Annotated in this window: 23 protein-coding genes; 7 read left to right on the forward strand and 16 right to left on the reverse strand. The window is 35.2% G+C overall.

Translation table 11 applies throughout. The features are described from left to right. Nucleotides 1-104 precede the first annotated feature (104 nt). The 4 genes from C8D70_RS07915 to C8D70_RS07930 all read left to right on the forward strand — a co-directional run bounded on the left by C8D70_RS07915 (nucleotide 105) and on the right by C8D70_RS07930 (nucleotide 3360). Nucleotides 105-1142 carry a serine hydrolase domain-containing protein gene (locus C8D70_RS07915; protein ID WP_110366961.1) on the forward strand — a complete coding sequence of 346 codons (1038 nt, stop codon included), beginning with the start codon at nucleotides 105-107 and terminating at the stop codon, nucleotides 1140-1142. 344 nt (nucleotides 1143-1486) lie between these two features. Then, complete coding sequence (locus C8D70_RS07920) at nucleotides 1487-2047, forward strand: hypothetical protein (protein WP_076595621.1); 561 nt, start codon at nucleotides 1487-1489, stop codon at nucleotides 2045-2047. Between the two features lie 80 nt (nucleotides 2048-2127). Beyond that, a complete protein-coding gene (locus tag C8D70_RS07925; RefSeq protein ID WP_110366962.1) occupies nucleotides 2128-2832 on the forward strand; it encodes an ABC transporter ATP-binding protein in 705 nt (234 codons plus the stop codon). 90 nt (nucleotides 2833-2922) lie between these two features. Then, on the forward strand, nucleotides 2923-3360 hold the full coding sequence (locus tag C8D70_RS07930) for a hypothetical protein (protein ID WP_110366963.1): 438 nt from the start codon (nucleotides 2923-2925) through the stop codon (nucleotides 3358-3360). A gap of 126 nt (nucleotides 3361-3486) precedes the next feature. On the opposite strand, the gene C8D70_RS07935 is transcribed toward C8D70_RS07930, so the two are convergent. Beyond that, nucleotides 3487-4287, reverse strand: a complete 801-nt coding sequence (locus tag C8D70_RS07935) for a patatin-like phospholipase family protein (protein ID WP_076595616.1) — start codon at nucleotides 4285-4287, stop codon at nucleotides 3487-3489. 282 nt (nucleotides 4288-4569) lie between these two features. Here C8D70_RS07935 and chrA point away from each other — a divergent pair, with 282 nt between their 5' ends. Then, the gene (gene chrA, locus C8D70_RS07940) at nucleotides 4570-5703 is read left to right on the forward strand and encodes a chromate efflux transporter (RefSeq protein ID WP_110366964.1); all 1134 of its coding nucleotides are present in this window, start codon (nucleotides 4570-4572) and stop codon (nucleotides 5701-5703) included. Nucleotides 5704-5961: 258 nt separating this feature from the next. On the opposite strand, the gene C8D70_RS07945 is transcribed toward chrA, so the two are convergent. The 3 genes from C8D70_RS07945 to C8D70_RS07955 all read right to left on the reverse strand — a co-directional run bounded on the left by C8D70_RS07945 (nucleotide 5962) and on the right by C8D70_RS07955 (nucleotide 8491). Further along, nucleotides 5962-6552, reverse strand: coding sequence for a hypothetical protein (locus C8D70_RS07945; RefSeq protein ID WP_110366965.1), 591 nt, complete (start codon nucleotides 6550-6552; stop codon nucleotides 5962-5964). Between the two features lie 58 nt (nucleotides 6553-6610). After that, entirely contained in the window at nucleotides 6611-7999 is a 1389-nt protein-coding gene (lpdA, locus tag C8D70_RS07950) for a dihydrolipoyl dehydrogenase (protein WP_076595613.1), read from the reverse strand. A gap of 228 nt (nucleotides 8000-8227) precedes the next feature. Further along, nucleotides 8228-8491: a hypothetical protein gene (locus C8D70_RS07955; RefSeq protein WP_076595612.1), complete on the reverse strand. Its 264-nt coding sequence runs from the start codon at nucleotides 8489-8491 to the stop codon at nucleotides 8228-8230. 513 nt (nucleotides 8492-9004) lie between these two features. Between C8D70_RS07955 and C8D70_RS07960 the strand changes: the two genes are divergently transcribed. Both C8D70_RS07960 and C8D70_RS07970 read left to right on the forward strand, forming a co-directional pair. Further along, nucleotides 9005-9886, forward strand: coding sequence for a hypothetical protein (locus C8D70_RS07960; protein WP_076595611.1), 882 nt, complete (start codon nucleotides 9005-9007; stop codon nucleotides 9884-9886). Between the two features lie 474 nt (nucleotides 9887-10360). Next, nucleotides 10361-11242 (forward strand): hypothetical protein, encoded by an 882-nt coding sequence (locus C8D70_RS07970; protein ID WP_076595610.1) that lies wholly within the window; start codon nucleotides 10361-10363, stop codon nucleotides 11240-11242. A gap of 47 nt (nucleotides 11243-11289) precedes the next feature. On the opposite strand, the gene C8D70_RS07975 is transcribed toward C8D70_RS07970, so the two are convergent. The 12 genes from C8D70_RS07975 to C8D70_RS08030 all read right to left on the reverse strand — a co-directional run bounded on the left by C8D70_RS07975 (nucleotide 11290) and on the right by C8D70_RS08030 (nucleotide 26654). Beyond that, complete coding sequence (locus C8D70_RS07975; protein WP_110366966.1) at nucleotides 11290-13953, reverse strand: beta-glucosidase; 2664 nt, start codon at nucleotides 13951-13953, stop codon at nucleotides 11290-11292. Then, nucleotides 13953-15395: an alpha-L-fucosidase gene (locus C8D70_RS07980; RefSeq protein ID WP_110366967.1), complete on the reverse strand. Its 1443-nt coding sequence runs from the start codon at nucleotides 15393-15395 to the stop codon at nucleotides 13953-13955. The genes C8D70_RS07975 and C8D70_RS07980 overlap by 1 nt, the downstream gene beginning before the upstream one ends. Nucleotides 15396-15445: 50 nt before the next feature. Beyond that, nucleotides 15446-16345 carry a TIGR01777 family oxidoreductase gene (locus C8D70_RS07985; RefSeq protein WP_110366968.1) on the reverse strand — a complete coding sequence of 300 codons (900 nt, stop codon included), beginning with the start codon at nucleotides 16343-16345 and terminating at the stop codon, nucleotides 15446-15448. Nucleotides 16346-16578: 233 nt separating this feature from the next. After that, on the reverse strand, nucleotides 16579-17283 hold the full coding sequence (locus C8D70_RS07990; RefSeq protein WP_110366969.1) for a YqjF family protein: 705 nt from the start codon (nucleotides 17281-17283) through the stop codon (nucleotides 16579-16581). A 16-nt stretch (nucleotides 17284-17299) separates the two neighbouring features. Further along, complete coding sequence (locus C8D70_RS07995; RefSeq protein WP_110366970.1) at nucleotides 17300-17776, reverse strand: SRPBCC family protein; 477 nt, start codon at nucleotides 17774-17776, stop codon at nucleotides 17300-17302. A gap of 32 nt (nucleotides 17777-17808) precedes the next feature. Beyond that, on the reverse strand, nucleotides 17809-18621 hold the full coding sequence (locus C8D70_RS08000; RefSeq protein ID WP_146212865.1) for a hypothetical protein: 813 nt from the start codon (nucleotides 18619-18621) through the stop codon (nucleotides 17809-17811). Beyond that, nucleotides 18618-18992, reverse strand: a complete 375-nt coding sequence (locus C8D70_RS08005) for a hypothetical protein (RefSeq protein WP_076595603.1) — start codon at nucleotides 18990-18992, stop codon at nucleotides 18618-18620. Before C8D70_RS08005 ends, C8D70_RS08000 begins: the two co-directional genes overlap by 4 nt. Nucleotides 18993-19124: 132 nt before the next feature. Beyond that, entirely contained in the window at nucleotides 19125-19787 is a 663-nt protein-coding gene (locus tag C8D70_RS08010) for a class I SAM-dependent methyltransferase (RefSeq protein ID WP_110366972.1), read from the reverse strand. Further along, the gene (locus tag C8D70_RS08015) at nucleotides 19780-20724 is read right to left on the reverse strand and encodes an EscU/YscU/HrcU family type III secretion system export apparatus switch protein (protein ID WP_146212866.1); all 945 of its coding nucleotides are present in this window, start codon (nucleotides 20722-20724) and stop codon (nucleotides 19780-19782) included. Before C8D70_RS08015 ends, C8D70_RS08010 begins: the two co-directional genes overlap by 8 nt. A 76-nt stretch (nucleotides 20725-20800) precedes the next feature. Then, a complete protein-coding gene (locus C8D70_RS08020; protein ID WP_136523093.1) occupies nucleotides 20801-21439 on the reverse strand; it encodes a hypothetical protein in 639 nt (212 codons plus the stop codon). A gap of 68 nt (nucleotides 21440-21507) precedes the next feature. Continuing rightward, complete coding sequence (locus tag C8D70_RS08025) at nucleotides 21508-22011, reverse strand: GbsR/MarR family transcriptional regulator (RefSeq protein WP_047433713.1); 504 nt, start codon at nucleotides 22009-22011, stop codon at nucleotides 21508-21510. A 122-nt stretch (nucleotides 22012-22133) separates the two neighbouring features. Next, the gene (locus tag C8D70_RS08030; RefSeq protein ID WP_110366975.1) at nucleotides 22134-26654 is read right to left on the reverse strand and encodes a TonB-dependent receptor plug domain-containing protein; all 4521 of its coding nucleotides are present in this window, start codon (nucleotides 26652-26654) and stop codon (nucleotides 22134-22136) included. Nucleotides 26655-26656 lie beyond the last annotated feature (2 nt).

Raw genomic sequence — 26656 nt, forward strand, 5'->3', positions numbered from 1 at the left:
TAAATTATTAAATATTTGAAATAAAAGCAAAAGAGGAAATACATATATTTGGAAACATTTTAAAGTAATATCCATTTCTTAGTCTCTCAATACAAAAAAACATAATGACCTCGACAAAATTATTCTTAACAGGTGTATTTTCTATTCTTTTATCCGTTATCACAACAGCTCAGAAGAAAGACAGCTATATGGGAAAAGTAGACAGTATTATCACCTCTGCCAGCCCAATAGCATTCAACGGAGTTGTTTTGATAGCTCAAAAAGGAAAAATACAGTATCTGAAATCCAATGGTTACAAAGATTTCGAAAAGAAGATTTCTTTAAAAACAGATGATCAGTTTGAAATCATGTCAAATTCCAAGCAGATGACTGCCGTTTTAATTTTACAGGCTGCCGAACAGGGGAAACTGAATCTTCATACTCCTATCAGAAAATACCTTCCTTCTCTTACCCAAACCTGGGCCGATACGGTTACGATCCATCATCTTCTGAACCATACCCACGGGATTACCAATCCGGAAAAACCTGCAGCTTTCAAAGCCGGTTCACAGTTCAAATATGGTAATCTTTCCTATATGATGCTTGGGGAAATCCTTAAAAATACAACAGGGAAAAGTTTCGCAGAATCGGCCAATACCCTGTTCAAAAAGCTGAGAATGAATAAAACTTTCGTCTACAATACAAAGAATAACCAATCTCTCGTTCCTGGTTATATGAACAAAAATAACCGGTTTGAAAAAGTAAAGGAAACCTTTCTGAATGATAAAATAGCATCTGCTGCAGGTATCATTTCCACAGTGCAGGATCTTGCAAAATGGGATCAGGCCTTATTTAAAGGGAAACTTCTCTCTCCTGAATTTCAAACGCTGATGCTGACGCCTTCTACCCAATCCCAGCACAATGTTTTCGGAAAAGAAAGTATGGGGTTCGGGTATAATGTAAGATTTATCAAAGAGGCTGGGCTGGATTATTTTGCGGTGACAGGTCTTGGTGATGGTTTCACCTGCCTTAACACCTATTTTCCTTCCACAGATACTACCCTCATTATTCTTGAAAATCAGATGCCTGAAAACAGTGAATACTGGAGTGGTAAAGAAGCTGCGATAAAGAATGTGATTATTAAAGCCATAGCTACCCATTGATATTTTTATTAATTAGTGTACAAAAGCTCATTTTTAACATTTATTTTTAATAAATTTTTAATTTAGCCATACCTGAGTAATTTCCAATCTGTTTTTCAACACCTTACACGATATCCAGAATTATAAACCTGATTTAAAGAAAAATAACAGTCCTTTTGGAAAATAGAATCAAAACCATGATTCAAAATTCTTTACACAAACAATGAAATCCATAGCATCAGTAGATGATCTCTTATAAATATTAAAAAAAAGTGTTACTTTTGCTTTAACGAATAAAATTGTTTTTAAGCTTTTTTATGAGTAAATTTATGTGCACCAAGTTATAAAACATTAAAATTCATTCCATGAGAAAAATAATTCTACTTATTACATGTATGTTCGGTATTTCAGTTTTCTCACAGATCAAAGTGTTGAAAAATGAAAGTTTGGTGGAAATTGGTAAAGATAATTCCGTTGGTCTCTATAAAAAGGAAGATAAATTTACAGTTAACTACCAGGATCTGAACACCAGCAACCTGAATACAATCCGATCTTTTTCATTCCAGAACATTAATGGAGATGTTGCCGGATTATATAAACTTATTATGGATGGTTTTATTTCCGCTCCAGAAGAAAATGTGGTATTGGAACTGCCCAATGATATTATAGAACTTCATTATGAAAAAAACTACGGGCAGCAGACCATGCAGTTTATTCAGGTGATCAACAAAAATAGAAAATACATTGGCAAGTCACAGTATTTAACCCAAAAACAGGTGGAAAAAATCTTTGGCCGAACCAACGGTAAATATACTATGTATGACAAACCCGCCAGTATCAACCCGGCAGCAGTAAAAGGAACCACCAATACAGCTTCTACAGCAGTTCCTGCATCTGGCGGAACCAAGAAAAAATCAAGAAAATAATTATATTTTAAAAATATTGCGAAACTCGTTCTACCGGATGAGTTTTTTTATTTTATTTTTGCATAAAGATAGTAAAACCTATGCCGCTTCAGATAATCAATTTAACCAAAAAATTTGGTGAACAGACTGCCCTTGACAACATCAACATTTCTATTGATAAAAATGAGATCATCGGTCTTCTTGGTCCAAACGGTGCCGGGAAATCTACCCTGATGAAATCTATTGTCGGTGCACTGAAAATTGATCAGGGAGAAATTATTTTCAATGGGATGAATATTGCTGACCATGAGATTGAAAGCAAAAAGAAAATCGGTTTTCTTCCTGAAAATAATCCGCTTTATCTGGAAATGTATGTGAAAGAATACCTTCAGTTTGTGGCCAATATCCACAAAATTTCTGAATCAACAGTAGATGATGTGATTGAACTGGTAGGAATTACTCCGGAAAAATCAAAAAAGATCGGACAGCTGTCTAAAGGATACAAGCAACGTGTAGGATTGGCACAGGCCATTATTCATCAGCCGGATTTACTGATTCTGGATGAACCTACCAATGGTCTGGATCCTAACCAGATTATTGAAATCCGTAATGTGGTAAAAGAAATTGGTCAGGAAAAAACAGTTTTACTTTCTACGCATATCATGCAGGAAGTAGAAGCACTTTGTTCAAGAGTAATTCTTATCCATAAAGGAAATATTCTTCAGGACTGCCCTATTGATGAGTTTAAAGGCAAATTTGAAAGCCTGGAAGATGCTTTTGCAAGTTATACGGCTGTAACTGAATAAGGCTTCAACAAACTTCTTTTTGAAAGCAGGCGGATATCAAAATGGCTTTATATTTGTAGAATCTGAAATATTAACCAATAACCACTCAATATGATAAAGCATATTTTATTAGGAACTTTCTGCTTAGTCCAGTTTTCTTTCGTTTATGCCAACGAAGTTCCTACTCCAAAAACAGAAGGTTTTATAACCTCTTCTATCCTTCAGCAGGTCCCGAAGACTGTTATTATCAAAACCAAAAAATTCAAGATCAGAATAGACAAGCAGCCGAATGGCAAGTACCTTTACCAATCCTGGAATGCCAATGCAAAGATCACCGCTAAGCCAAGTATGATCATCAGCGATGGTGAACTGATTCCTGATGGTACAGGAGGAAATTATTATATCGAATTCAGCAATGAAGGACACAGCTATCAGATCTGGAGAAATTACCTTACAGATTCTCCGAAAAAAGCGCCTTACACCTTGGTTGTAAATGATGCTAATGATCGTGAAATCGTTCGCCAGGATGGCTATGTGGTGAAAAATTAAGAGTATATAGGCTGGAAGATGGAAGAGAGAGGCTGGAAGTTGATAGTCTCATTTTTAGAATCTACAGTCTTTCCAACTCTCTTATACAATAAAGATCCTGCATCAAATTATATATGCGGGATTGTTTTATGTTCCGGATTGTTTTAATTCTGTAAAAAGGGAGCTTTCTTCGTAGCTTTCTTTAGCTGCTCTGTAACCGATATTGAAAATTTCCTCCAGTCGGTCTTTTCTTCGTTCAAAAGTTCCGTAGGAAGATAATTTCTGGGAAGATATGAACCAGTCACAATAATCAAATTTTATTTTTTCAATCCTGTAGGAAAGAAGGTCATAAGATCGGGAAACAATTGCTTTGATAGAGTTCAGATCTTTAATTTTAGCTTCATTGGGTGGTGATACAAAAACACCAATTAATTTATCACAATCTTCTCTGATAATGTCCGCTGGAAAATTATTCAATACTCCTCCGTCACAATACATTTCATCTCCAATGATGTAAGGAGTGGTTATACCAGGAATAGAGCATGACGCAATAATAGCATCTACGATTTCAAAATCTTTATCAAAAATCTTCTGGGTTCCGGCAACTAATTCTGTTGCTACAATCTTCACTTCGATATCTAGATCACCTAATTTCATTTCCTGAAAAATAGGTTTCAGATAATTCCTAAAGATCACTGAAGAAACCAATCCCGGCTGATTGAATGTGAAGTGTTTCCAATTGAAAAAATACACAGAATTGAAGAATTCAAGGATTTCGTCCGGAGTTTTTCCGACAGCGTGCAGACATCCTACGATAGATCCCGCACTGCAGCAGGAAAGGATATCTATCTCAATCCCTTTTTCCTGTAAGAATTTTAATACTCCTGCATGAGCGATTCCTTTGGTACCGCCTCCTGATAAAACAAGTCCTACTCTCTCAAAATTCATTGAATAAATGTAAGAAAACAGTCTGAAATAATTAAGTTAATTTTTATAAATATGCTGATTTTAAAATTATTTTAATAAAATCTGCTGTAATGATATCAAAATTCAATCAAAACAGTTTTAACTCCTTAAGCAGTCTGACCTTCAATCTGCTATTAAAGCTCATACTTCTCAAAAATTAATGTAAAAATGATCATGCAGATATTAAATATATACCATAGTTTTTTACTTTTATCAAATCAATTTATAATAAATGATCCTTGTAAAACAATAGTTTAAATTAAAGTGAACAATAGTAATGACTTAAAAGACCTTGCCAAATTATTTCTGAAGCTGGGAATCATTGGATTTGGAGGTCCGGTTGCCCATATCGCTATGATGCAAAAAGAAGTAGTAGTTGAAAAAAAGTGGCTGACAGATCAGGAATTTCTGGATCTTATTGGAGCTACCAATATCATTCCAGGTCCTAACAGTACTGAAATGGCAATTCATATAGGGCGTGAAAGAGCAGGCTGGAAAGGGCTTATTGTTGCGGGGCTTTGTTTTATCCTTCCCGCCGTTATTATTACTGGTACTTTTGCATGGCTGTACAAAAAATATGGCCAGCTTCCCGAAATATATCCTTTCATTTATGGAATAAAGCCTGCTATTATAGCTATTATTTTAGGCGCTGTATTCCCATTGGCAAAAAAATCAGTAAAAACTTTCCGATTAGCAGCTGTTGGTGTAATTGTTCTCATATGTTCTTTTTTTAAAATCAATGAAATAGGATTAATGTTCGGAGCCGGTCTGCTACTATTGATAATAGATTATCTGCAAAAAAACAATGTAAAAAGACTGAACAATTTAATTTTTATTGGGCCGCTGCAGTTTTTACTATCCGATGTTTATTCTCTTCTCAATTTAAAATTATTCTGGACCTTTCTGAAGGTGGGCGCCATATTATACGGCAGCGGATATGTTTTATTCGCCTTTCTGAATACAGAGCTTGTTTCCAAAGGAATTATTACACGCCAGGAACTCATAGATGCTATCGCTGTAGGCCAGTTTACACCGGGTCCGGTGTTTTCTTCAGTGACATTTATCGGATATCAGATCAATGGGATTTCGGGAGCTCTGGTATCTACGTTAGCTATATTCCTTCCTTCTTTCATATTGGTTGCTTTAACAGGTCCTTTCGTCAATAAAATGAGAAATTCTTCAACATTTTCTTCTTTTCTTAATGGTGTAAATGTGGCCTCAATAGCTCTCATTATTTCTGTATGCATCACTATGGGAATTGACAGCATTACCGACTGGAAAACAACTCTTATTGCCTGCGTCAGTATAGCTATCCTGTTCGTTTTTAAAAAACTAAACAGTGCTTTTGTGGTTATCGGAGGAGCGTTACTGGGTTATTTATTATATTTTCTGACGTGAATATGGTATAAACAGTAATCATTTTCCATAAAAAACCACAGATTTTCATCTGTGGTTGTATGATTAATCCTGAAGCTAATTTCTATTCTTATCAATTAGATGTGCATTAAACCTAATAGGTTTTAAAAATTTTAAGCTAACAATTTCATCAGAAATCTCTTAAGAAAACAGAGAATAAACCTAACAGGTTTTTGAAACCTGTTAGGTTATTTTTCTTTAATTTAAAAAAATACATATAATCTGTATTTTATATTTATCTTATTCTAGTTTAGTATCATACAATTGTAAAAGCTCAAGATAATCTTTCTCTGTTTTGGCTTGCTTTAGTTTTTCTGTCAAGTCCAAATCATCTTTAAATAGCTTCTTTAAATTCCGGCTGAAATTATCTAAAAGACTCTCTTCATAAAGAATATTTTTATCCTTATCAACCAAATAATTCAAAATTTGAATACCTGGTGAAAGAATAGAGTTATTAAAGGCTTTATACCAATTTATATTCTTTCCCTCATAAACTACTTCAACCAGTCCTTTCTCTTTAAGAAATTTATCTGTTGATGCAAAATATTCATGCTTCTGCTGATTCTCATCCAAAATTTTAATATATCTTACTTCATTAATGGGAACCCAAGTTGTATTCCCTTTTTCATCCATCATTTTCATTTTAAATAAAACAGTGGCAAATGAATATTTTTTATTGGTATACATACCCGTATTTCTCACCCTAGCCCTTAGAGTATCTCCGGAATTTTTTAAAACATATTCTGTTGGAAAATACCTTTTGTTTTCTTTTTCTTGAGAAAAAATGAAGGCAAAACAAAGGATTGCTAATAAAAAAAATATTTTCTTCATGGTTAATTATTAAAAAAGCCCAGAAAAATCTGAGCTTTTATATATCTAAATTAATTGATTAAATGTGAATCACCTCACCGTAAGCCGCTGCAGCAGCTTCCATAATCGCTTCAGAAACCGTAGGGTGCGGGTGGATAGATTTGATGATCTCGTGACCTGTAGTTTCTAATTTTCTGGCAACAACAGCTTCAGCAACCATATCTGTTACTCCTTCACCAATCATGTGGCATCCTAACCACTCACCGTATTTAGCATCGAAAATCACTTTGATAAATCCGTCTGTGTTTCCGTTTGCAGTAGCTTTACCACTTGCAGAAAGAGGGAATTTACCTACTTTAATTTCATATCCTTTTTCTTTAGCCTGCTTTTCAGTAAGACCTACAGAAGCTACTTCAGGGTGGCAGTAAGTACAACCAGGGATATTGCCATAGTCGATTTTTTCAACATGCATTCCTTTGATTTTCTCAACACAAGTGATTCCTTCTGCAGAAGCTACGTGAGCCAACGCCTGAGTTGGGATGATATCTCCGATGGCATAGTAACCAGGTACTGAAGTTTCATACCATTCGTTCACTAATACTCTTCCTTTATCTGTCTGGATTCCAACCTCTTCTAAACCGATGTTCTCGATATTAGCAGCAATACCTACAGCAGATAATAAGATATCAGCTTCAAGAGTAATGTTTCCGTTAGCTGTTTTCACAGTAGCTTTTACTCCTTCACCAGTTGTATCAACACTTTCTACAGAAGCGTTTGTCATGATCTCGATTCCTGTCTTTTTCAGAGATTTCTCTAAGTGTTTAGAGATTTCTTCGTCTTCTACAGGTACGATGTTTGGCATAAATTCAACAACAGTAACTTTAGTTCCCATTGTGTTATAGAAGTCAGCAAATTCTACCCCGATAGCTCCAGAACCTACAACGATCATAGATTTTGGCTGCTCAGGAAGAGATAATGCCTGTCTGTATCCGATTACTTTTTTACCATCCTGTGGTAAGTTTGGTAATTCTCTTGAACGGGCTCCTGTAGCGATAATGATATGAGTACCTGTATATTCGGTTACTTTTCCTTCTTTATCTGTAACAGAAACTTTTTTACCTTTCTGTACTTTTGCAGTACCAAGAATTACGTCAATCTTATTCTTTTTCATCAAGAATTCGATTCCTTTGCTCATTTTGCTGGCAACACCACGGCTTCTCTGAATTACATTCGGGAATTCAAAGCTAGCCTCCACTTTATTCAAACCATAATCTTCCGCATGGTTGATATAATGAAAAACCTGAGCAGATTTCAATAAAGCTTTAGTTGGAATACATCCCCAGTTAAGGCAGATTCCTCCTAAATTTTCTTTCTCGATAATTGCGGTTTTGAAACCTAATTGTGCTGCTCTGATCGCAGTAACATATCCACCAGGACCACTTCCAATGACAATAATATCGTAATTCATTACTTTAAAAATTTTTATGCGAATTTAAGGAAAAATATTGGATGTTTAATGTTTCTGCAAACTGATCTTAAAATGCATCAATAAAGCTATTTTTATTCAATTTTAAACAAAGAAAGAGAATACAATACGCATTCTCTTTCAATAAATTTTGTCTTATACTGAAAACTCATCAAAACCTAAAGTATAAAAAACGGCTTTTCAAATTTTAATAACCGCAAAAATACTGTATTATTTTGCCTGTTTAAGTAATCGTTTTTCAGCCGCATATCTTTCATTCAGAGCTTTCATCTGATCTCTTTTCATCTTTTTGGTAGCAAGCGGGTGATTAAGGATCAGTTTTTTCTCAGTATTGTATTTTTTGGTAAGTTCCTGCATTTTAATATTTACCAACTCACTTTTTGAAGGATGTGGAGGCGGTGCTGGATGTTTCTGAGCTGAAACATTCATAGATAAACCTAATAACAATACTGTTGAAATTAATAACTTTTTCATAATGTTCCTATTTTTGAATGGCTTCAATTAATTCGATATTATTTAATGAAATTCATTCCGGTTCACAATAAATCTTGCATATATCATACCAAGATTTATATACAATAAAATCTGAAAAAGAAAAAACAAGAAATTTCTGCCAACATTTATTATTGCAGATGTTTATCACCGCCTATCCTGCAGATATTATCTTACTTCATAACTTGATTAACCTATCCCTTTTAGTAATAATAGATTCGACAGGCTGAGCCTGACAATGCTTAAAAATTTGGGATGGTATTGGTGTTTTCAACCTGAGCCGGTCGAAAGTCTATCAATAAGAAAACCTTTGTTAATCATTAATCTCGTGTATTAATTAAAGGAATAAGTTAATAACTTGAAATACTCTGCCGATTGCTTTAAGATTAATCACTCATTTTATATCACTAAATATTGTATTATATGCATAGTAATTATTCAATATTTAGTGAATTTTACATATTTTTTTTTACATTTGTATAAAAACATCGCAATATGAAAAAATATATTTTGATCCCTTTATTGGGGGCTTTACCCTTAATGGGACAGGTAGGGATTAACACCCCAAATCCTAACAGTACTCTCGCTATCAACGGTTCATTAAGAGCCGGATATACCCAGATCACGGACACAAGTTATAATATTCTTTCAACTGATCATTACATTACTTATAATGGAACAGCTGATGCTACATTTACTCTTCCTGTCATAGGAACGGGAACTGCAAGTTATACCGGAAGAATTTATAAGATTAAAAATATCTCTGCGAATGCAATTACTCTCAAGGCTTCCAGTGGTAATACCTTAAGAATTGACAATACACCGACTGCTTCTTTTGTCATTCCTACAGGGGCTTATGCTGAAGTAGTCAACAACAGTAATACGAGCGGAGGAACATGGGATTTATCTTTTACAGTTCTTCCTAAGCCGAGTAACGTAGAAATTTATGGTACTCAGCTTTCCATTCCTCCTCATGCATTAGGAGCATCAGCTATTTCTGACTGGACCAATCATTCTAATACAGCCTATGATACCGGCTCAGGAAAGGACAGATGGTGGGTGGTGAGTAAAACATCTGTAGATGGAACTCATACTTCTACCTATTCCAATGCAAGCAGAATGACCATTGTCTACGAATATCAGGATACTCCTTTCAATGTCACCAATATGTATCCTATTCTCACACCAGGAAATAACTCAAGTTTTCCAGATGTATTTACAGGATCTTTTGTAAGTCTTGACAATAATGGTAATGGTGGTAAAACCAGACTTACTGTATCTGTGGCCCGTGTGGATCTTATAGGTAGTAATGGCTCCAATAATGGTAACTGGGCAGGAACTTTCTTACTGAATGTTTTGTTAGCCAGAAAATATTAATATTTTCAAGAATAAACATAAAAAGAACAGAAATTTCTGTTCTTTTTATGTTATAAAATCTATTTTTAATACATTTATGACTCTTTTTAAAGAAGCACTTATGAAGACTTCTGCGGAAAAAAATTAAAGACTGCTTCTACCAAAGAAGTCGGAAGATATTTTAAGAGCCAGTAAACTTACCCTGCTTCCGGAAACTAATATTCATGTGAAAGAAAATCTGAAAAAGGTTGAAAAAAATAAAAAGCCGTCTCCTATATTATTAGTTAGAGTACAAAATGAACTGATCATTGCAGATGGTTATCACCGACTGTGTTCCAGCTATTATCTTACTGAAGATTTGGAGGTTCCCTTCAAATTGATTTAAGTAATTATCAAAAATACCTCCTTCCAATAAAAGTGATTTTTCCTAAAATCCGCTTTAAATATTCATTTTGGTTGTTTTTTTTATCTTTGTATAAATTAACTTTTCATTATATGAAAAAATACATCTTTATCGTTTTATTCGGAGCTGTTCCCTTAAATGCTCAAGTAGGTATTAACACAACCACACCCAACAGTACCCTTGCCGTAAATGGTTCGTTAAGGGCGGGCTATACTCAGATAACTGCTACAAGCTATAATATCCTGGCTACTGATCATTACATCACTTATAACGGAACGGCTGATGCCACTTTCACCCTACCTGTAATCGGAACCGGAACAACCAGTTTTACCGGAAGAATTTATAAGATTAAAAACATTTCTCCGAATGCCATTACATTACAGGCTTCCAGTGGAAATACTTTAAGAATAGATAACACACCGGTTTCCTCTTTTGTAATTCCTACAGGAGCATATGCTGAAGTAGTCAACAACAGCAATACTTCCGGAGGAACGTGGGATTTATCTTTTACAGTGCTTCCAAAACCGAGCAACGTAGAGATTTATGGTACGCAGCTTTTTATTCCTCCTCATGCGCTTGGAATTTCAGCTACTGCAGACTGGACCAATCATACTAATTCAGGCTATGATTCAGGTACTGCAGCTGACAGATGGTGGATCGTGAGTAAAACATCTGTGGACCGGGCTCATACTGCTTCCTACTCCAACACAAGCAGAATGACGCTTGTTTATGAATACCAGGGAACTCCATTTAATGTTACGAATATGTATCCTATTCTTACTGCGGGAAATAACTCAAGTTTTCCCGATGTGTTTACCGCATCATTTGTAAGCCTGGCCAATAACGGTACAGCAGGCAGAACCAGACTTACCGTATCTGTAGCCCGTGTAGACTTTATCGGTACAAACGGAACCAATAACAGTAACTGGGCGGGAACATTCTTATTGAATGTCCTATTGGCGAGAAAATACTAATATTATAAAGATATACAAAAAGAGCAGAAATTTCTGCTCTTTTTTTGTTATAAAACTTCAATATTTTGTTTTAGTGTAAGATTCCTGGATGAGTTACCAACCATGATCCTGTAGATTCCTTTTTCTACAGCCCATTTCATTTTTTCATTCAGAAACTGTAAGTGCTTTATGGGAACTTCAATAGTAACAGATTTTGATTCCCCGGGCTGCAGTTCTACTTTCTGAAATCCTTTGAGCTCAATTACAGGTCTGGAAACGGAAGCAAGTATGTCTTTTACATACAGCTGAACCACTTCATTCCCCGCTTTTGACCCTGTATTTTTCACATTGACTTTAGCCACAATGGTTTCGTTTTCTGAATACTGAGCCTTGTTCAGCTGCAGATCAGAAATTTCAAAAGTGGTATAACTTAATCCGAAACCAAACGGATACAATGGCTCACCACTCAGATCATAATAGTCATTTCCTCTTCCTGTTGGATGATGATTATAAGTTAAAGGAAGCTGCCCTTCTTCAGCAGGAAATGTTACAGGTAATTTTCCTGAAGGATTCTCTGCGCCAAAAAGGGTTTTTGCAACGGCATTTCCGCCTTCTTCTCCCGGATACCAAATGTCTAAGATCGCTCCTACTTTATCTTTCCATGCTGTTGTCTTAATGGCCGATCCGCCTACTAAAAGAACGGTAATTGGCTTATTTAATTTTGAAACTTCATGAATAAACGCTTCCTGATTTCCGGGCAAACTCAGTGATGCGCGGTCCTGAAATTCGCCTTCATGAATTCCGGCTGTTACAAGAATGTAATCTGCTTTTTGGGCAAGATCTAAAGCTTCGTTAAAATCTTTCTGATAATCGTACAAACCATAGTTCCAGATCAGTTCCAGATTGGCTTCTCCACGATTTTCATGAAATTCAATCTTAAGATCATATTTCTTTCCTTTTATAAAGTCCACAGGTGTTGATTTTGTAGAATAGCTAAGCTTTTCCCATTGATCAATCACTAATTTTCCATCCAGGTATAGCCTGAAACCATCATTTCCACGTAAGCCTATCAAATATTTCCCGGAATCCGGGGCTTCCAGTTTTCCTGTCCAACGAATACTATAATGATCAGGCTGCAGTTTTTCCGGATCGGGAGAGTATAAAGTCCATTTGAAACTGAGGTTTTCATCCTGCCTTCCAAAAGCCGGATTACCTTTTAAATCGGGATTAGCGAAATAATATCCTGTTAATCCCTTTTTATTTTCAGAAGATAAATATTCATTTGAAATTGTGGTGAAGTCTTTTACATTCCAGTCAATTCCTCTTGAATACACAACTTCAGTATCTGTATTTTTTACATAATTTTTAAGACCATCCAGAATATTTATTTTTTTGTTTCCAGGCCCTGAGTAACCACCTAATCTTGCATCCACAGCATCTCTTCCCACTACAAGAATTTTTTTAACATTTTCAGGAACAGGAAGTGTATGATTATTATTCTGAAGCAAAACAAAAGATTCTGCAGCTGCTTTTTCTGCCAAAGGTTTATGATTTAGTTTTTTTAATTCTTCAATTTCCTTAGCAGAAACATAGGGATTTTCGAATAGTCCAAGTTCAAATTTGGCTCTCAATACTCTTGAGACGGCATCGTCTATTCTTTCTTTAGAAATTCTTCTATCTAAGAACGGAGGAATAAAGAGTTGATAATGTTTATATTCTGTCTGAAAAATGACATCAAGTCCGGCATTGATAGCCTGTGCAGAGGCATCATCATAATCTTTTGCCGTAAAATGCAGAACATTTGCTCCACCCACTGCACTGGCATCACTGATGACAAAGCCTTTGAAATCCCAGTCTTTTTTTAATTTTTCAGTTAACAGCCAATGATTGGCGGTTGACGGCCTTCCATCAAGCAAATTATAAGAAGTCATCACAGAACGGCTTTTTCCTTTTGTAAAAGCGTTGTAAAAAGGAATCAAATGAGTTTCTTCCAGATATCTTTTGCTCCAATGAATCGGGTATGAATCTCTTCCCCCTTCTCCTACATTGGCTAAAAAGTGTTTAGGCGTGGTAATAATTCCCATATTTTCAAACGAAGTGACAAAGCTGACTCCCATTACGGAGGTCAGAAACGGATCTTCACCGTAGGTTTCTTCTGTTCTTCCCCATCTCACATCATTCGCAAGGTTGACCACTGGTGTCAGAATCTGACGGATTCCTCTTAATTTTGATTCTCTGGCAATTGCTGTTGAAACCCTGGTCATTAATTCAGGATTGAAAGCAGCAGCCAGACCTATTGCCTGCGGAAAAGCGGTAGCACCTTCCCGAACCAATCCGTGTAACGCTTCATCAAAAGGAATAATGGGAATTCCCAGCCTTGATTCTTCTACGAAATATTTCTGAATGGCGTTGATCTTTTTCACAAGTATCTCTGCATCTTCACTGGCATTGTATTTCAGCAGCTGTCCTGCAGCTCCGCCTCCCTGATTTCCTGCGCTTACCTGCAATCCGAAAATTCCGTGGGAATATTGTCCTTTCGGCACGTTATCCAGATCTCCGGGAATCATAAAACACTGCCAGAACTTCTCCTCCGGAGTCATTCTCTTCAACAGATCCTGAACTCTGGCTTCGATGGGTTGTTTGGGATCTTTATATAGAGGTTTTTGGGCAAAAGTAATCACAACATTCAACAATAATGCGACTCCAGCAAGTTTAAAACAAATGCATCTCATTATTGAACGATTTGAATTACAGTTGAATATTTTAACTGAGATCTTTCTTTCGGCAAATTAATTTCAATTGAATTCCCTGATTTTTTCCATTGAATTTTGTTTGACAAGCCTAAAACTTTCAAAGATTTTGGTTTAAAATGATCAGGGATTGTAAAACTTAACGTTGATGGAGATTCATAATTTGTTTTTTCATCCAAGTGAAAAATATTCACTGTTTTTCCATCTTTGCTTTGTGTATAATAAAAATTTCCGTCGTGATAAGGCGCAATGCTTCTGGTTGCAAAAACAGCGGACTGATTTTTTTCCATCCAGCCGGAAATTTGCTGTAATCTTTCGTATACAATGGCATCATAATCTCCGTTAGGTCTGGGTGCAATATTCATGAGGTAATTTCCACCTCTTGAAATGATTTTTACCAGGGTTTCAATGATCTTCTGGGAGGTCTTATAGTTATCATTGGGAACGTAAGAAAAAGAATCTCCCATGGTGATGCAGCTTTCCCAGGGAATGGAAAGGGCGTGCTCCGGAACTGCCTGCTCAGGAGTGACATAGTTTTCCCATTTTCCCGGAACGGTGCGGTCTACAATGATTATTCCCGGCTGATTTTTTCTCGCCATTGTTCCTATTTTGTCCATATCAATGTCCTGTTCTACTTTGATGGTGCGCTGCCATTCTACTTTCGGGTCTATGGTGTGAAAAGGGCGTACCCAACCGCCGTCTAACCAAAGAATATCTATTTTCCCATAACGGGAAGTAATTTCATTCAGCTGATTGAAGGTGAACTTTTTAAAGTTCTCCCATCTTTCCGGATATTTCCTTGGATCATAATTGACATTTCTGTCTTTGGGTGGAAAATAAGACCACCAATAATCATCGGAATGCCAGTCTGGCTTAGAAAAATAGGCTCCGATTTTAAAGCCTTCCTTTCTGAACGTATTGAAAATTTCTTTCGTCACATCAGATTTTGGATTTTTTGAAAAAGGGGTTTTGGAAGAAGTGATTTTATAATCTGACTGCCGGGTATCAAACATGGCAAAACCATCATGATGCTTGGTGGTAAAAACCACATATTTCATTCCAGCTTTTTTTACGGCATCCGCCCATTTCTGAGGATTGAACTGGGTTGGATTGAAAGTTGTCTGAAGATTTTCATAATTCTTCACATATTCGTAGTAAGATTTTCCATGTTCAGGTTTTCTCTGTGTCCATGATTCATCTTCCGGGCATAAGCTCCAGCTTTCAACAATTCCCCACTGGCTATAGGTTCCCCAATGCATAAACAGCCCGAATTTCATATCCTGCCATTGCTCCAGATTCTGGACTACCAACGGGTCTGTGGGCTTCTGATAGCCTTCTGATACATTATGAACTTGTGAAAAAGCGATTGAACTTATTAAAAAGGATGAAAGAAAAAAGGATTTTATTTTGGATATAACCAGCATATGGAATAGTTTTCCGCTAATTTAATTATCCTTTGGGAAACCCGCAAACATTAGGATTCCAAGAGATTAAGAATCGCTTCATCAAATTCGGGATATAAAAACTTAAATCCGCTTTTTATAAGTTTTTCAGGATACACATTTCTGCTTTTTAGGAGTAATTCGGTTTCTGTTTTCATGAATAGAGATGCAATTTCCAGCTGCCAGACAGGAGCATTGAGTCCAAAAGGCATTTTCATTTTATTTCTCAGTTTTCTCATCATGTTTTGATTGGAAAGAGGAGCCGGTGCGGTTATATTCACTGTTCCTGAAAGAGTCTCGTGCCGAATAATCCAGTCCACTGCTTTACAAAAATCTTCAATATGGATCCAGCTTACCATCTGAGTGCCTCTTCCCTGCTTTCCTCCCAGGCCCAGTTTTGTAATCATTTTCAGTTTTGGAAAAGCTCCACCATTTTTTCCCAGAACAATAGAAGTCCGGAGGGCAACTTTTCGTATTTCTTCATTTTCAACTTTAAAAAATTCTGTCTCCCAGCTTTTGCAGATATTCATAGAAAAATCGTCACCGATAATTCCGTTTTCTTCTGTATTGATATGTTTTTCAGAATGAACATAAATAGTTGCCGAACTGGCATTCAGCCAAATTTTTGGCTTATCAGAGCATTGATCTATGGCTTTCTGTAATATTCTTGTGCTCTCGATTCTTGAGGAGTAGATTTCATTTTTATTTTTCTCGTTATAGCGGCAGTCCACAGATTTTCCTGTCAGGTTAATGAGAACATCTGCTTTTTCGAGGTAATTTTTCCATTCACCTATCGTTTGGGCATCCCAATGGATTTCATTTTTATGTTGGGGATTGCGAGTAAGGATATAAACGTGATTTCCTTTTTCTGTAAAGTGTTTTTCTAAGTTTTCGCCGAGAAATCCGGTGCCTCCGGCTATGATTATTTTCATTTTTTAAGGTTTAAAGTTTGGAGTTCAATGTTTAAGGTTTTCCCACAGATTTCACAGATTTTCACAGATGATTATGTTGTATTTTCCTTGTGCATATTTGTGAAAATATTGGTGATATTTGTGTTTAAAATAATTTGTCACAACTATTATTGGAGAGCGTTTTTTTTCCCACAGAATGCACAGATTTTCACAGATTTTTATGAATAGACAAGATGTTTTAATCTCTTCATTTTTCAGCTGATGTATTTCTTTATTTTGACTTGTATTTCTGAGCCTTCGGCAAGCATTACGGAAATAGGTTTTTGTTGATTCAGGCATGTAAAATCATTTCCATAGATCTTTTGAAAATCAATTTCTAAATGATGTTCTTTTACAGGGTAACAATCCCATTTTGGATGGCATACTTCGTATTCTGAAGTTGTATCGTCTTTTTTTGTAAAACCAAAATAGTGTTCTGTGATAAATTCAAATTCTGAGTTTTCTTCCATTGGTTTTGCAGTATTTTCGGCTGTAATCTGGATAGAATGCCAGCTTTTATCTTTCCATGAATACCGGATCTGGAGTTCATCTCCTTTTTCATCAATCTGATTTTTCATCGGCATGGTATGATAATTTTCTTTATATATGGAATTGGCCACCAGACTTAAAGCAGGTTTTGGAACAATTTCTTTGATAAACACCACTCCTCTTTTCCAGATTCCGTTTTCTTTTTTCTTTACATAAAATCTTAGATTCACTTCCTCAAAATTGCGGTGAAAAGGGATCGGTAAACCCAAAAGTCTGGTATTTAAAAACATAAATCCCACCAGACTTACGTAGCATTTGCCTTTATAAAAATCGAGTTCAGTTCCTTTTGGAAGGTAAGGCTGCAAAACTTCAGAATTGATCTCGTAATTGATGATGGCCAGTTTTCGCCATTCTGCTTTTAAAAAGTTCATCACTCTGTTTTTTAGGTTAAAAAATCGCAATTCCGTCACGGACAGAAGATTCTGCAATGGTTTTGATCATTTCATTTCTTCGGATCAGAAAGTTTTTGAGATACGTTCTGAGGAAAACAGCATTAAATAACTTTCCAATAATGCCCAACGGAGATTCAAATTCGAAAATATCTGTCATCAACGTATTTCCGTTTACAGATTTAAAAATATGTCGGTGACGCATAGATTTGAATGCTCCTTTCTGCATGACATCAATAAACTGAAACGGTTTTTCCATGCTGACAATTTTTGTAGTGAGATTTTGATAGACTCCCATATGTTTTGCCCGCCAGGTTACGGTTTCATTTTTTTCAATCAGTCCTGAAGTACGTCCTGCAATGGCTTTTTCATGAGATATAGAAGTGGATTGCTGATGGAGATCGATATTTCTTGCCAGATCAAAAACATAGTGAATATCTGCTTTGATGACTGTGTTTAAATAGATGGTTGACATTTTTTAATAGGTTTTAGCGATTACATTTTAATTTATATAGTTGACAGAATAATTATTACTAATGCTGTTATTCTAAATAATATCCATGAAATGGTCGGAAGAAAATTCAACTTTAGTATGCGGCATCTCCTTATATGTTCCAGAAACATGATCAATATGACAATTCCAAAATATATCATATAAAAAAGAGGAGTAAAACTGGTCATCAGCGCAGGAATTAACAGTAAAGTTCCGATTAAAGAAACAGTCATCATATTTCCGAGATAATCCCAGATTTTATCTTTGAGATAAGTTTTTAAAAAGATAGTCTGCCAAAGGATCTGGCCAAGACAAACGGCAAATTCTCTCACGAAATTTCTCTCTAAATTCAAGTTCAGTTTACCAGAAAATACACTTAAGATATATGCCGAAAAAATAACAACAAAACCGATGTATGCAACTCTGTATTTCAGGTTAAAATCCGGTACACAGGATCGTTCTGTATGGTCTTTTTGAGAAGGAATAATCTGTTTCCGGTTATAAGAAACGAAAGAATACAGCTTTTTGAAAAACCAATACAAAGGCTTCATTCTTGCTGTTTTCTCTAACACTGGAAAAGAGTTTCCTATGATGAGAAGAAGACTGTCTAATCCATACACAACTTCGTTTCTGTTATGATCTATCAATGCAATCTCATTCTTTGCCCGGTTGAAATCTATCAGGGTTTTATTTCTCAATGTGATTTCTGTAAAGGCTTCTCTTCCCTCTTCATCCAGCATTCCGCATTTTGTAAAACCTTTGCAATACAGATTACACATTGGACATTCATTGTCGTAGATCAAGGTGTGATTTTTGAGCGTTTTCATAGTCGTAATTTATAGGGTTCATAACTGTTGTAGCAATCATACACATAGAGAATGGCCATTATCGGAGTATAAAGCAATGAAAGAAGCAGAAATATGCCTATGAGAGCCATTGTGAATTCATTATAAATTTTTTGATCAACCAGAAGCAGACATATCCAGACCGGCATGATGGTTAATCCATATACTCTGAACTCAGATGTCTGTTTTAGTTTAAAAAATAACCTGATCAGATAACTTATCAATTGCGCTCCTCCAACCCCATAGTAGAATTCTATAAACTTCCAGTCTTTGTAATGCATTACAGCACCTACGATACAGACTATGAGAATGATCAATTGGATAAAGTAATCGTATTTTAGAAATGTTTTCATGGGGAGTATTATTTAAAGTGATCCTTTTCTTCTGAAATAAATAATCAGGAATAAGTGAATGATTAAATTTTTCATAATTATTATTTATTTAAAATTTTCAGTAATTTTTGAAATATGAGTTCAAATAAAAAACTAGTTTCTTTTCACATGAAGAATTTCAACCAGATCCAGATATCTCATGTGCGATATGATGGAGAGTCCGTTTTTGATAAACTGATCTTTAAGATCTTCCAGGCTTTCATTTTTATTGATATAATGGAACAATTTTCCAAATTCATTCCCAAAAACCTTTGTCACAAGAACCTCTATATACCATTTCACACAATTGAATCTCCACTTTGTTTTGGGTTTCACAAATTCTACAATGATAATTTCACCTTTCTCATCAATGATATTTGAAAGTTTATCTGCAAAAATCGGTTTCTGGTCTTCTTCTATCGTCTTTGTCCCGTAAGAGCAAAGGATAATATCCATAGAATGATCGGGAATCTGGCTTTCGAAAAAATCGTTCCGGATCTGTTGTATTGACAATTTATTTTTGAATGTTGCAGCCAGTTTCATATGCATTGCTGATGAGAAATCCAGTGCTACAATTTCTGTATTATCATTGTGAGCCTGTATAAATTCTAAATTTTCTCCCTGCCCGCTCATCAAATCCAAAACTCTTTTATCCCCGTAGCTTTTCACCTTTTGAACAGCCATTTTCCTAAACAGTCTGGTAAACCCTAAAGATGCAATTTCATTAATATAATATCTGGGTTGCAGATTGTCAAAATATTGTTGCAGATCATTCATTTTCAGATTGTATTTTTATAGATTGTAATACATGGCTTTGCATTTTATCAATGATATAGCCGGACCATTTTTTCCAATACCAGGTAGGGGCAATTTTGTAACTGTATTTTGTTTTTGCAATTATCTTTGTTCTATTTTCTGATAGCTTGTCTAAAGTAATTTCACCATATTTTACAATAAAATAATCATGTAAATGTTTTGCATCAATATCTTCATAAGGTGTTATTTCTTTCATTGGAACAGTCTGATTTTCCAAGGAGAATTTCACTTTCCTATTTTCAATAAATTCATTGATATTAAGTTGTAAATCATCATTATTGGTCTGACAGCTATAACCTAATTTTCCGTTTTCATTAACAAATTTTATATTCTTTGGATAACTGACTCCTTTTTCAAACAGGATAAAATCAGGAGTATTGAAATTGATTTGTGTATTTAAAAGTTCCCAAACTTTTTCATTGGAAGAATTCACAATCATTTCTGTTGTAATAGTTTCCTCTATGGGTTTTGTATAGGTATCGAAAATATAAGATGCGGGATTGATAAAAAGAATAAATACTATAACACTTCCGGTATGTCGTTTTTCGTCAAATACTCCTATAATAAAGCCAATATTGAAGCCCACGAACATCGCAAAGCCAATAAATGGAATAGCCATAATAATACAAATAGCTCCTTCCACGCCAGCTCCTATTAAAATAAGAGAGAAAATGACTAATCCCAAGACTATTTTTAAGATTGTCTTTAAAACGTTCATTAATCCGATTTTTTTAAAATACTTTACATACCCAATTATAAATCCAATAGAAACCGGAATGGTGAAGAACATTGTCACTCCATATTCACCTTTGACAACGAGAAAAAACCATACGGCAAGAATTAAAACAACAGTCAGAAAGAGACTTAAATAGAGATAACGTTTAAAAAAATTCTTCATGATATTATAAATTTTATATTTTCAGTAATTTTTGAAAGTTAAATTAAAATAAAAAAGGATTTTCATCCAGATTTATTTATTGAAGTTTATTATTCTTTATGAAATCTTTCAAACCCATCCAGACAGAAAATTCACATGTTCCATCATGAATGGTATCAGATATCCCTTTATGATAGAAAATATATTCATCTCTGGTGGTACAACCTCCATTTTCAGGAATTTCTCTTATCTTATTTTCGGTTTTTACAAAATACGCCCAAATTGTTTTATCGATGGGTTTCAAACTTCCATTTTTTCTACGGATAAAGTATTTATTTTCTTTGTTAACTATTTCTATTGAATCTTTTTTCAGATGAAAACATCCTCTGGATTCGAATACTAATTTTGCTACTGAGTTTTTCAAATTTCCAAAAATTGATTTTTTATTTTTCTTTATCAAAAGATCAGGATTGATAGCTATTCTGTATGTTTTGGAATCATCTACACTTATTTCTTTATTTATTGTTTCACCAAAAATACTTTCATAGACAAATGAATATTTCCCTTCTTTTATACTGTCTAATTTTATATTTTGATCAAGCGAAACAGCAATTTCTTTAGGTTCTAAAATTTTAAAAATTTTCTCATCTTTATAAATTTCAATTTTATAAAGATCGTGTTGCCTATAATCATACGCATCGGAATTTTCTATGTGAATATCAAAATCTGCATTCACATTCTTCTGACAGCCTATCATAAAACTTAGAAAACCTAATAAGAAAAGATTTCTCATTTTTTGAAAATTTATTTCAACAGATTAGTAATCTTCCCTACCAGCCAGTGGTCATCACTTTTTATCGCCAGGTCCATGATATTGTTGATTTTCCCGGTGACAGAACTGAAGTCATTCATCAGCTTAATAAATTCCTGAGCTTCTTCCGAATCTTTATCCTCAATATTCTTTAATTCTTCAAGAAAGGAAATGACAGGTTCTATCTCTCTTTTTCTGCGTTCTTTGGTAATTTGCTTGAACAGATACCATACATCTTTTTCTGCTACAAAATATTCTTTACGGTCACCTTTTACAAATTCTTTTTTCACGATCCCCCAGTCTATCAGAGCACGAAGGTTCATATTGGCATTTCCTCTTGAAATCTCAAGCTGCTGCATCACTTCATCGGTAGACAGGGGTCTTCCGCTAGCCAGAAGCAATGCATGCACCTGTGCCATCGTACGGTTGATTCCCCAATTGGTAGCAAAGGTTCCCCAGGTCTGAATGTATTTTTCTTTTGCTTCTGAAAGTTGCATCTTGTTCTGTTTTAATTTCTATAACAAATATAATTATATTTTTTGAATTTTCAATAATTTTTGAAAGTTAATTTTAAAAATAAAACAGACCTCCTTAGAATGTCTGTTTTAATATATAAAAATTAAGGTTCAATACGGGTTGTAATGCCTTGATTCCAATATTTTGCTTCCGGCATATAATAGAGGTAAACATTACTTGATTTTCCTGTATACGTTCCGGCAAATTCTACTTTGAGATCAAGATTAACGGTCTTTGTTTCTTCAGCATTGAAATGTTCCCAGTATAAAACCAGATAGTTGTCGAAAATTTCATAGTAAGAAACCTGTTTTTTATCAAGCATATCTTTCAGTAAGGCATTTTGCAGAGTCAGTCCTGCTGGTATACCAATCTTTGCAATGGTCATTGGCAGCTCACCGTTTATTTTGTTTTTGACGGTAATAGTCATTCTGTTGGTCTCTCCTGTTTTTAATGTTCCTGATTTTAATTTGGTCTCCATGGTAAGAGGAATATCCTTGCTTTCAGGAGCCTGCAGGGTGTAATATTGATATTCCAGCTTATAAGGAAGTCCTCTTTGTGATGGATAATGAATAGTGATATCATTTTCCCCTGTTTTATATGCTGATGACAGACTTATATTAGGATAAGTATTCGCTTTGTTAATCTTAATAACCGGTTTTTCAGTTCCATACAATTTCTCATTTTCAGAGAAAAATTCAGACAATGCCTGTATCGCCAATGTAGTAGCCTGTGTAGAACCAAACCCGTAATATCCATTGAAATTAATAAGCTGATCAGCCGCTTCAGCGATTTTCAACTGATTAAGTTTCTCATCTTTCTGAAGTGCCATAAGGTATAACGAAAGTGTTTCTGCATCGGCAGACATTCCCCATGAACCAGTAAAAGTGACTTTAGATTTTATATTCTTCGTTCCATACTGCTGATCCAGTATCCGAATCAGCTCATCATATTCCTTTTGTTTTCCTAAGTGAGCGGCAGCATTGGCAAGCAAAGCCAACTGATAAGAGTCTTTTGTAGCTAAAGTTCTTTTCAGCATTACCTGAAAGGAAGCTTCAATTTCATTTTTAAACCCAAGTTTGGATAAAGCGTATATAACATACATGTTTCTTGACCATGAATATTCCGAAAAATCTTTTTTAGACTCATAGGGTTTTCTTACTTCGAATAATCCGTTTGCATTCTTTTTCGACAGAATAAATGAAGAAAGTTCCTGAATAAGCTTAGCATCCGGATTTACATACTTCTTTAATTCCGTAAATTCCAATAACGCAAATGCGGAAAGAGCAACATCTGATTCTGCAGAACTGAAATATCCGAAACCTCCGTCTTTATTTTTATAACTCAGCAGCTTCTGGAAGCCTTTTTTCAGGTTTTTTATCACCAGATTTTCAGTTGCTGTGTCTATTTTTTTACTTGATTTTAAATAATCAAGAATAAAAATGTTAGGATACACAGTAGAAGAAAGCTGTTCAAAGCATCCGTAAGGTTCTTTTTTCAGTTGTTCTATGTCTTCAAACATTTTCAGAGCTGTATTTTCAAATACATAATAGGATGAATACAGGCTTCCATCGATATACTCCGGAATATTGATTTTGAGATCTTCTGTTTTATTATTAATGATGGAAAATTGATGAAGAAATCCTTTTTCTTCTACTTTAAACGGAAGGATCACCGTTTCTCTCAACTCTCCGGATTTTATGGTAAACTGGATATTGGAATTCACAATCTCATCAGTCTGTATTTTCACAAATAATCTTCCTGATTCTAGGGGTTTCAGAGTAATCAGACTATCAGAACTGATGAGTTTCACATGGTTCGGAACAATCACATCCATGGTCATTTTACGCGTTTCGGGAGAATTATTTTTAATGACCACCGGAATTATCATCTGATCTGTTCTCGTGAGGTATTGAGGAATTTTAGTATCTATCGAAATCAGACTCTGGGCAGCATACGTCGTTTCATCTCTTCCCAAAAGTCCTGATGCAGCAATTCCTTCTGTCATAATTCTGAAAGTGGAATTCGCATCTGAATTATAAAACTCTACTTTTGCTTTTCCATTTTTATCGGTTTCTACGACCGGATTCCAGTAAAGCGCTTCCCTGTAATCAAAACGGTAAGAGGTATTGGTTGTTTTATATTCAGGATATACAAATTCTCTTGCCCCGGCATATGAAACAAGTCTTCCATATGGCAAGGTTTCTATGGCAAAATAAGATTTCGGAGTTATATCAAAACTTATTTCTGATTTTCTGTTTTTAAGTGAGGTCACGATAATAACTCCATTCACAGCTCTGCTTCCGTAAATAGCGGTAGCAGCAGCATCTTTCAAAACGGTAATGCTGTTGATGTCATTTGGGTTGATGGTAGTATTAAAGTTTTCTACAGGAACGCCATCCACGATGAATAAAGGATTTTTGTTGCTAATGGAGGCCGTTCCTCTGATATGAATCTGTTCTCCTGCACCCGGCTGCCCGCCACCAGTTACAACTAATCCGGCAACCTTCCCATTCAATACGGAAGTTACACTGGAGTTTTGAAGTTCCATAGCAGATGCTACTGTTGTAGAAGCAACCGCTGTTTTATCTTTATTTACACCATAGCCTACCACCACTACTTCTTCAATACGTTTATTTTTACTGATTGTATCCGTTTTTGATCTTCCAACATTGTTAAGCTGATTGGTATTGTTTTTATTTTCTGTTTTTATTTCTTCTTTTCTTTCAGCTTCCTTTACAATTTCTTCTACGTCTATGTTGGTAAGTTTCTGTTTTACTAAAGGATTAATATCCAGATGATAAGACAGAATCCTTATTTTCAACTGATGTTTAGGCTGAAAAGACTTTGCAATAATCTTATAAGAATTATTTGCATTTAAATCTGAAAAATAAAACTTCCCGTTTTCAGCAACAGTCTGTTTGAGAATCTTTTTATTATGGGTGTCCAAAAGAAAGACATCAGCTTTCACTGTTTTTTTGTTTTCATCTTCTACCACACCATAAATAGTATTTTTCTTTTCAGGAAGATATTTGTATTTATTGGTCTTCAGAATTTCCGGAACAGGCTCAAAATATCGGTAGCCGTTTGTCAGCATAACAAGGTCTAAGCTTTTATCTGCTTTTTCTTCTTTTTTATCGAAATAAAACTGAGGCTTTTCAATCTTCCCTTTGAGCTCTGAGTCCATCAAAAGCCAGGAAATAATATGATTCTGCTTATCATCAGCATACGACCATAGCTTATCATCTACTACACTTACTCCGAGGTTGGCAGGAACAGGTTTATTATTTTCATCGGTAGTTTCAATATTCAGCATTACTTTTTCTCTTGGCAGATAATGTTGCTTTACAGGAGTAACTCTTATATTCAGCTGGTTTACTTTATTGGTAAAAACAATTCTTTCTGCAAGGGGAATGTTATTTTCCAGAACAGTGAATCTGCAGATCCCTGTGGGGAAATCCTTTTCTGCAATTTCCAAAGAATTCATTCCTTTTTTCAGTGGAATTATTTTGCTGTAAACTTCTTTTCCGCGGAAACTTCCCCGCAGGGTAATTGTTCTTTCCCGGGTAGAAACGATGGTGAAATTCAGATTTTTATTTTCATTCCGAATATTTAAAACCAGTCCTTCATTTTTTGCTTCCGGGAGATTAAAAGTCTGGGTAATATTTTCAGGCTTCAGCACTTTTGCATAATAAGTTTCTCCTATTTTAGTCGTAAACCGGAAGCTTCCCATTCCGAAATTATAGGCTGAAATTTCTTTTATTTTTTCATGATTCTGATTGTAAACTGCCAGAACAGCATCTACAGGTTTTTCAAACTCATCCAGAATTTTAAAAGCGATATTCTGCTCTATTCCATTGATAAAAGTTCCTCCTTCCGGTAAGAATTTCACATCCAGATTATTCAGAACAATAGGAATATTTCTGGAAATGGATTCTGTAAACCCGTCAAAATTCACTTTGATATTCAAAAGAGCATCAGAGGATTTCAAAACTTCAGGAAGCTTAAAGGTCAACAATTTTTTGCCTTCTTTATCCGTAATGAGTTTTCCTTCTGAAATGGTTTCTCCATTGTGCATTACCGTAAAATCAGCTTCATAAAAAGGAATCGGAAGGCTGCTCAGGCTTCTCATGGAAAAATCTGCGGTCACCTCATCTCCCGGTCCATATCCTTTTTTCGGAAAATCCAGCTTCATTAAAATCCTTGGAGATACAATTTTCTGAAGGGTAATTTCTTTCTCAAATGCATTTTTGCCTTCTTCATTCTGCATCCAGTTGGTAAAAGCTCTGATTTTATAGATACCTCCTTTCATATCTTCAGCAAAATAGAAGTCTCCCCGGGCGTATCCATTGGTAATTTCGTATTTTAATTTTCTCACAACACTTCCTGCAGGATCTGTTATTTCAAAATTGACGACTCTGCTTTCTTCGACGGGTAAATTATTGCTTCCTTTTACTACATATATTTTAAAATACATCTGCTCTCCAGGTTTATAAAAAACATGATTGGTCTGAATGTAGGTCTTTTCTTTTTCAAAATCCTGAAATGGTTGCTGGCCTTTCACAGAAAAGGCTGAAAATAATAAGCACATAAGGATGATATAGGTGGATATAAACTTGAGATTCATGA

Source organism: Chryseobacterium sp. CBTAP 102 (assembly GCF_003201365.1).
Lineage (GTDB): Bacteria > Bacteroidota > Bacteroidia > Flavobacteriales > Weeksellaceae > Chryseobacterium > Chryseobacterium candidae.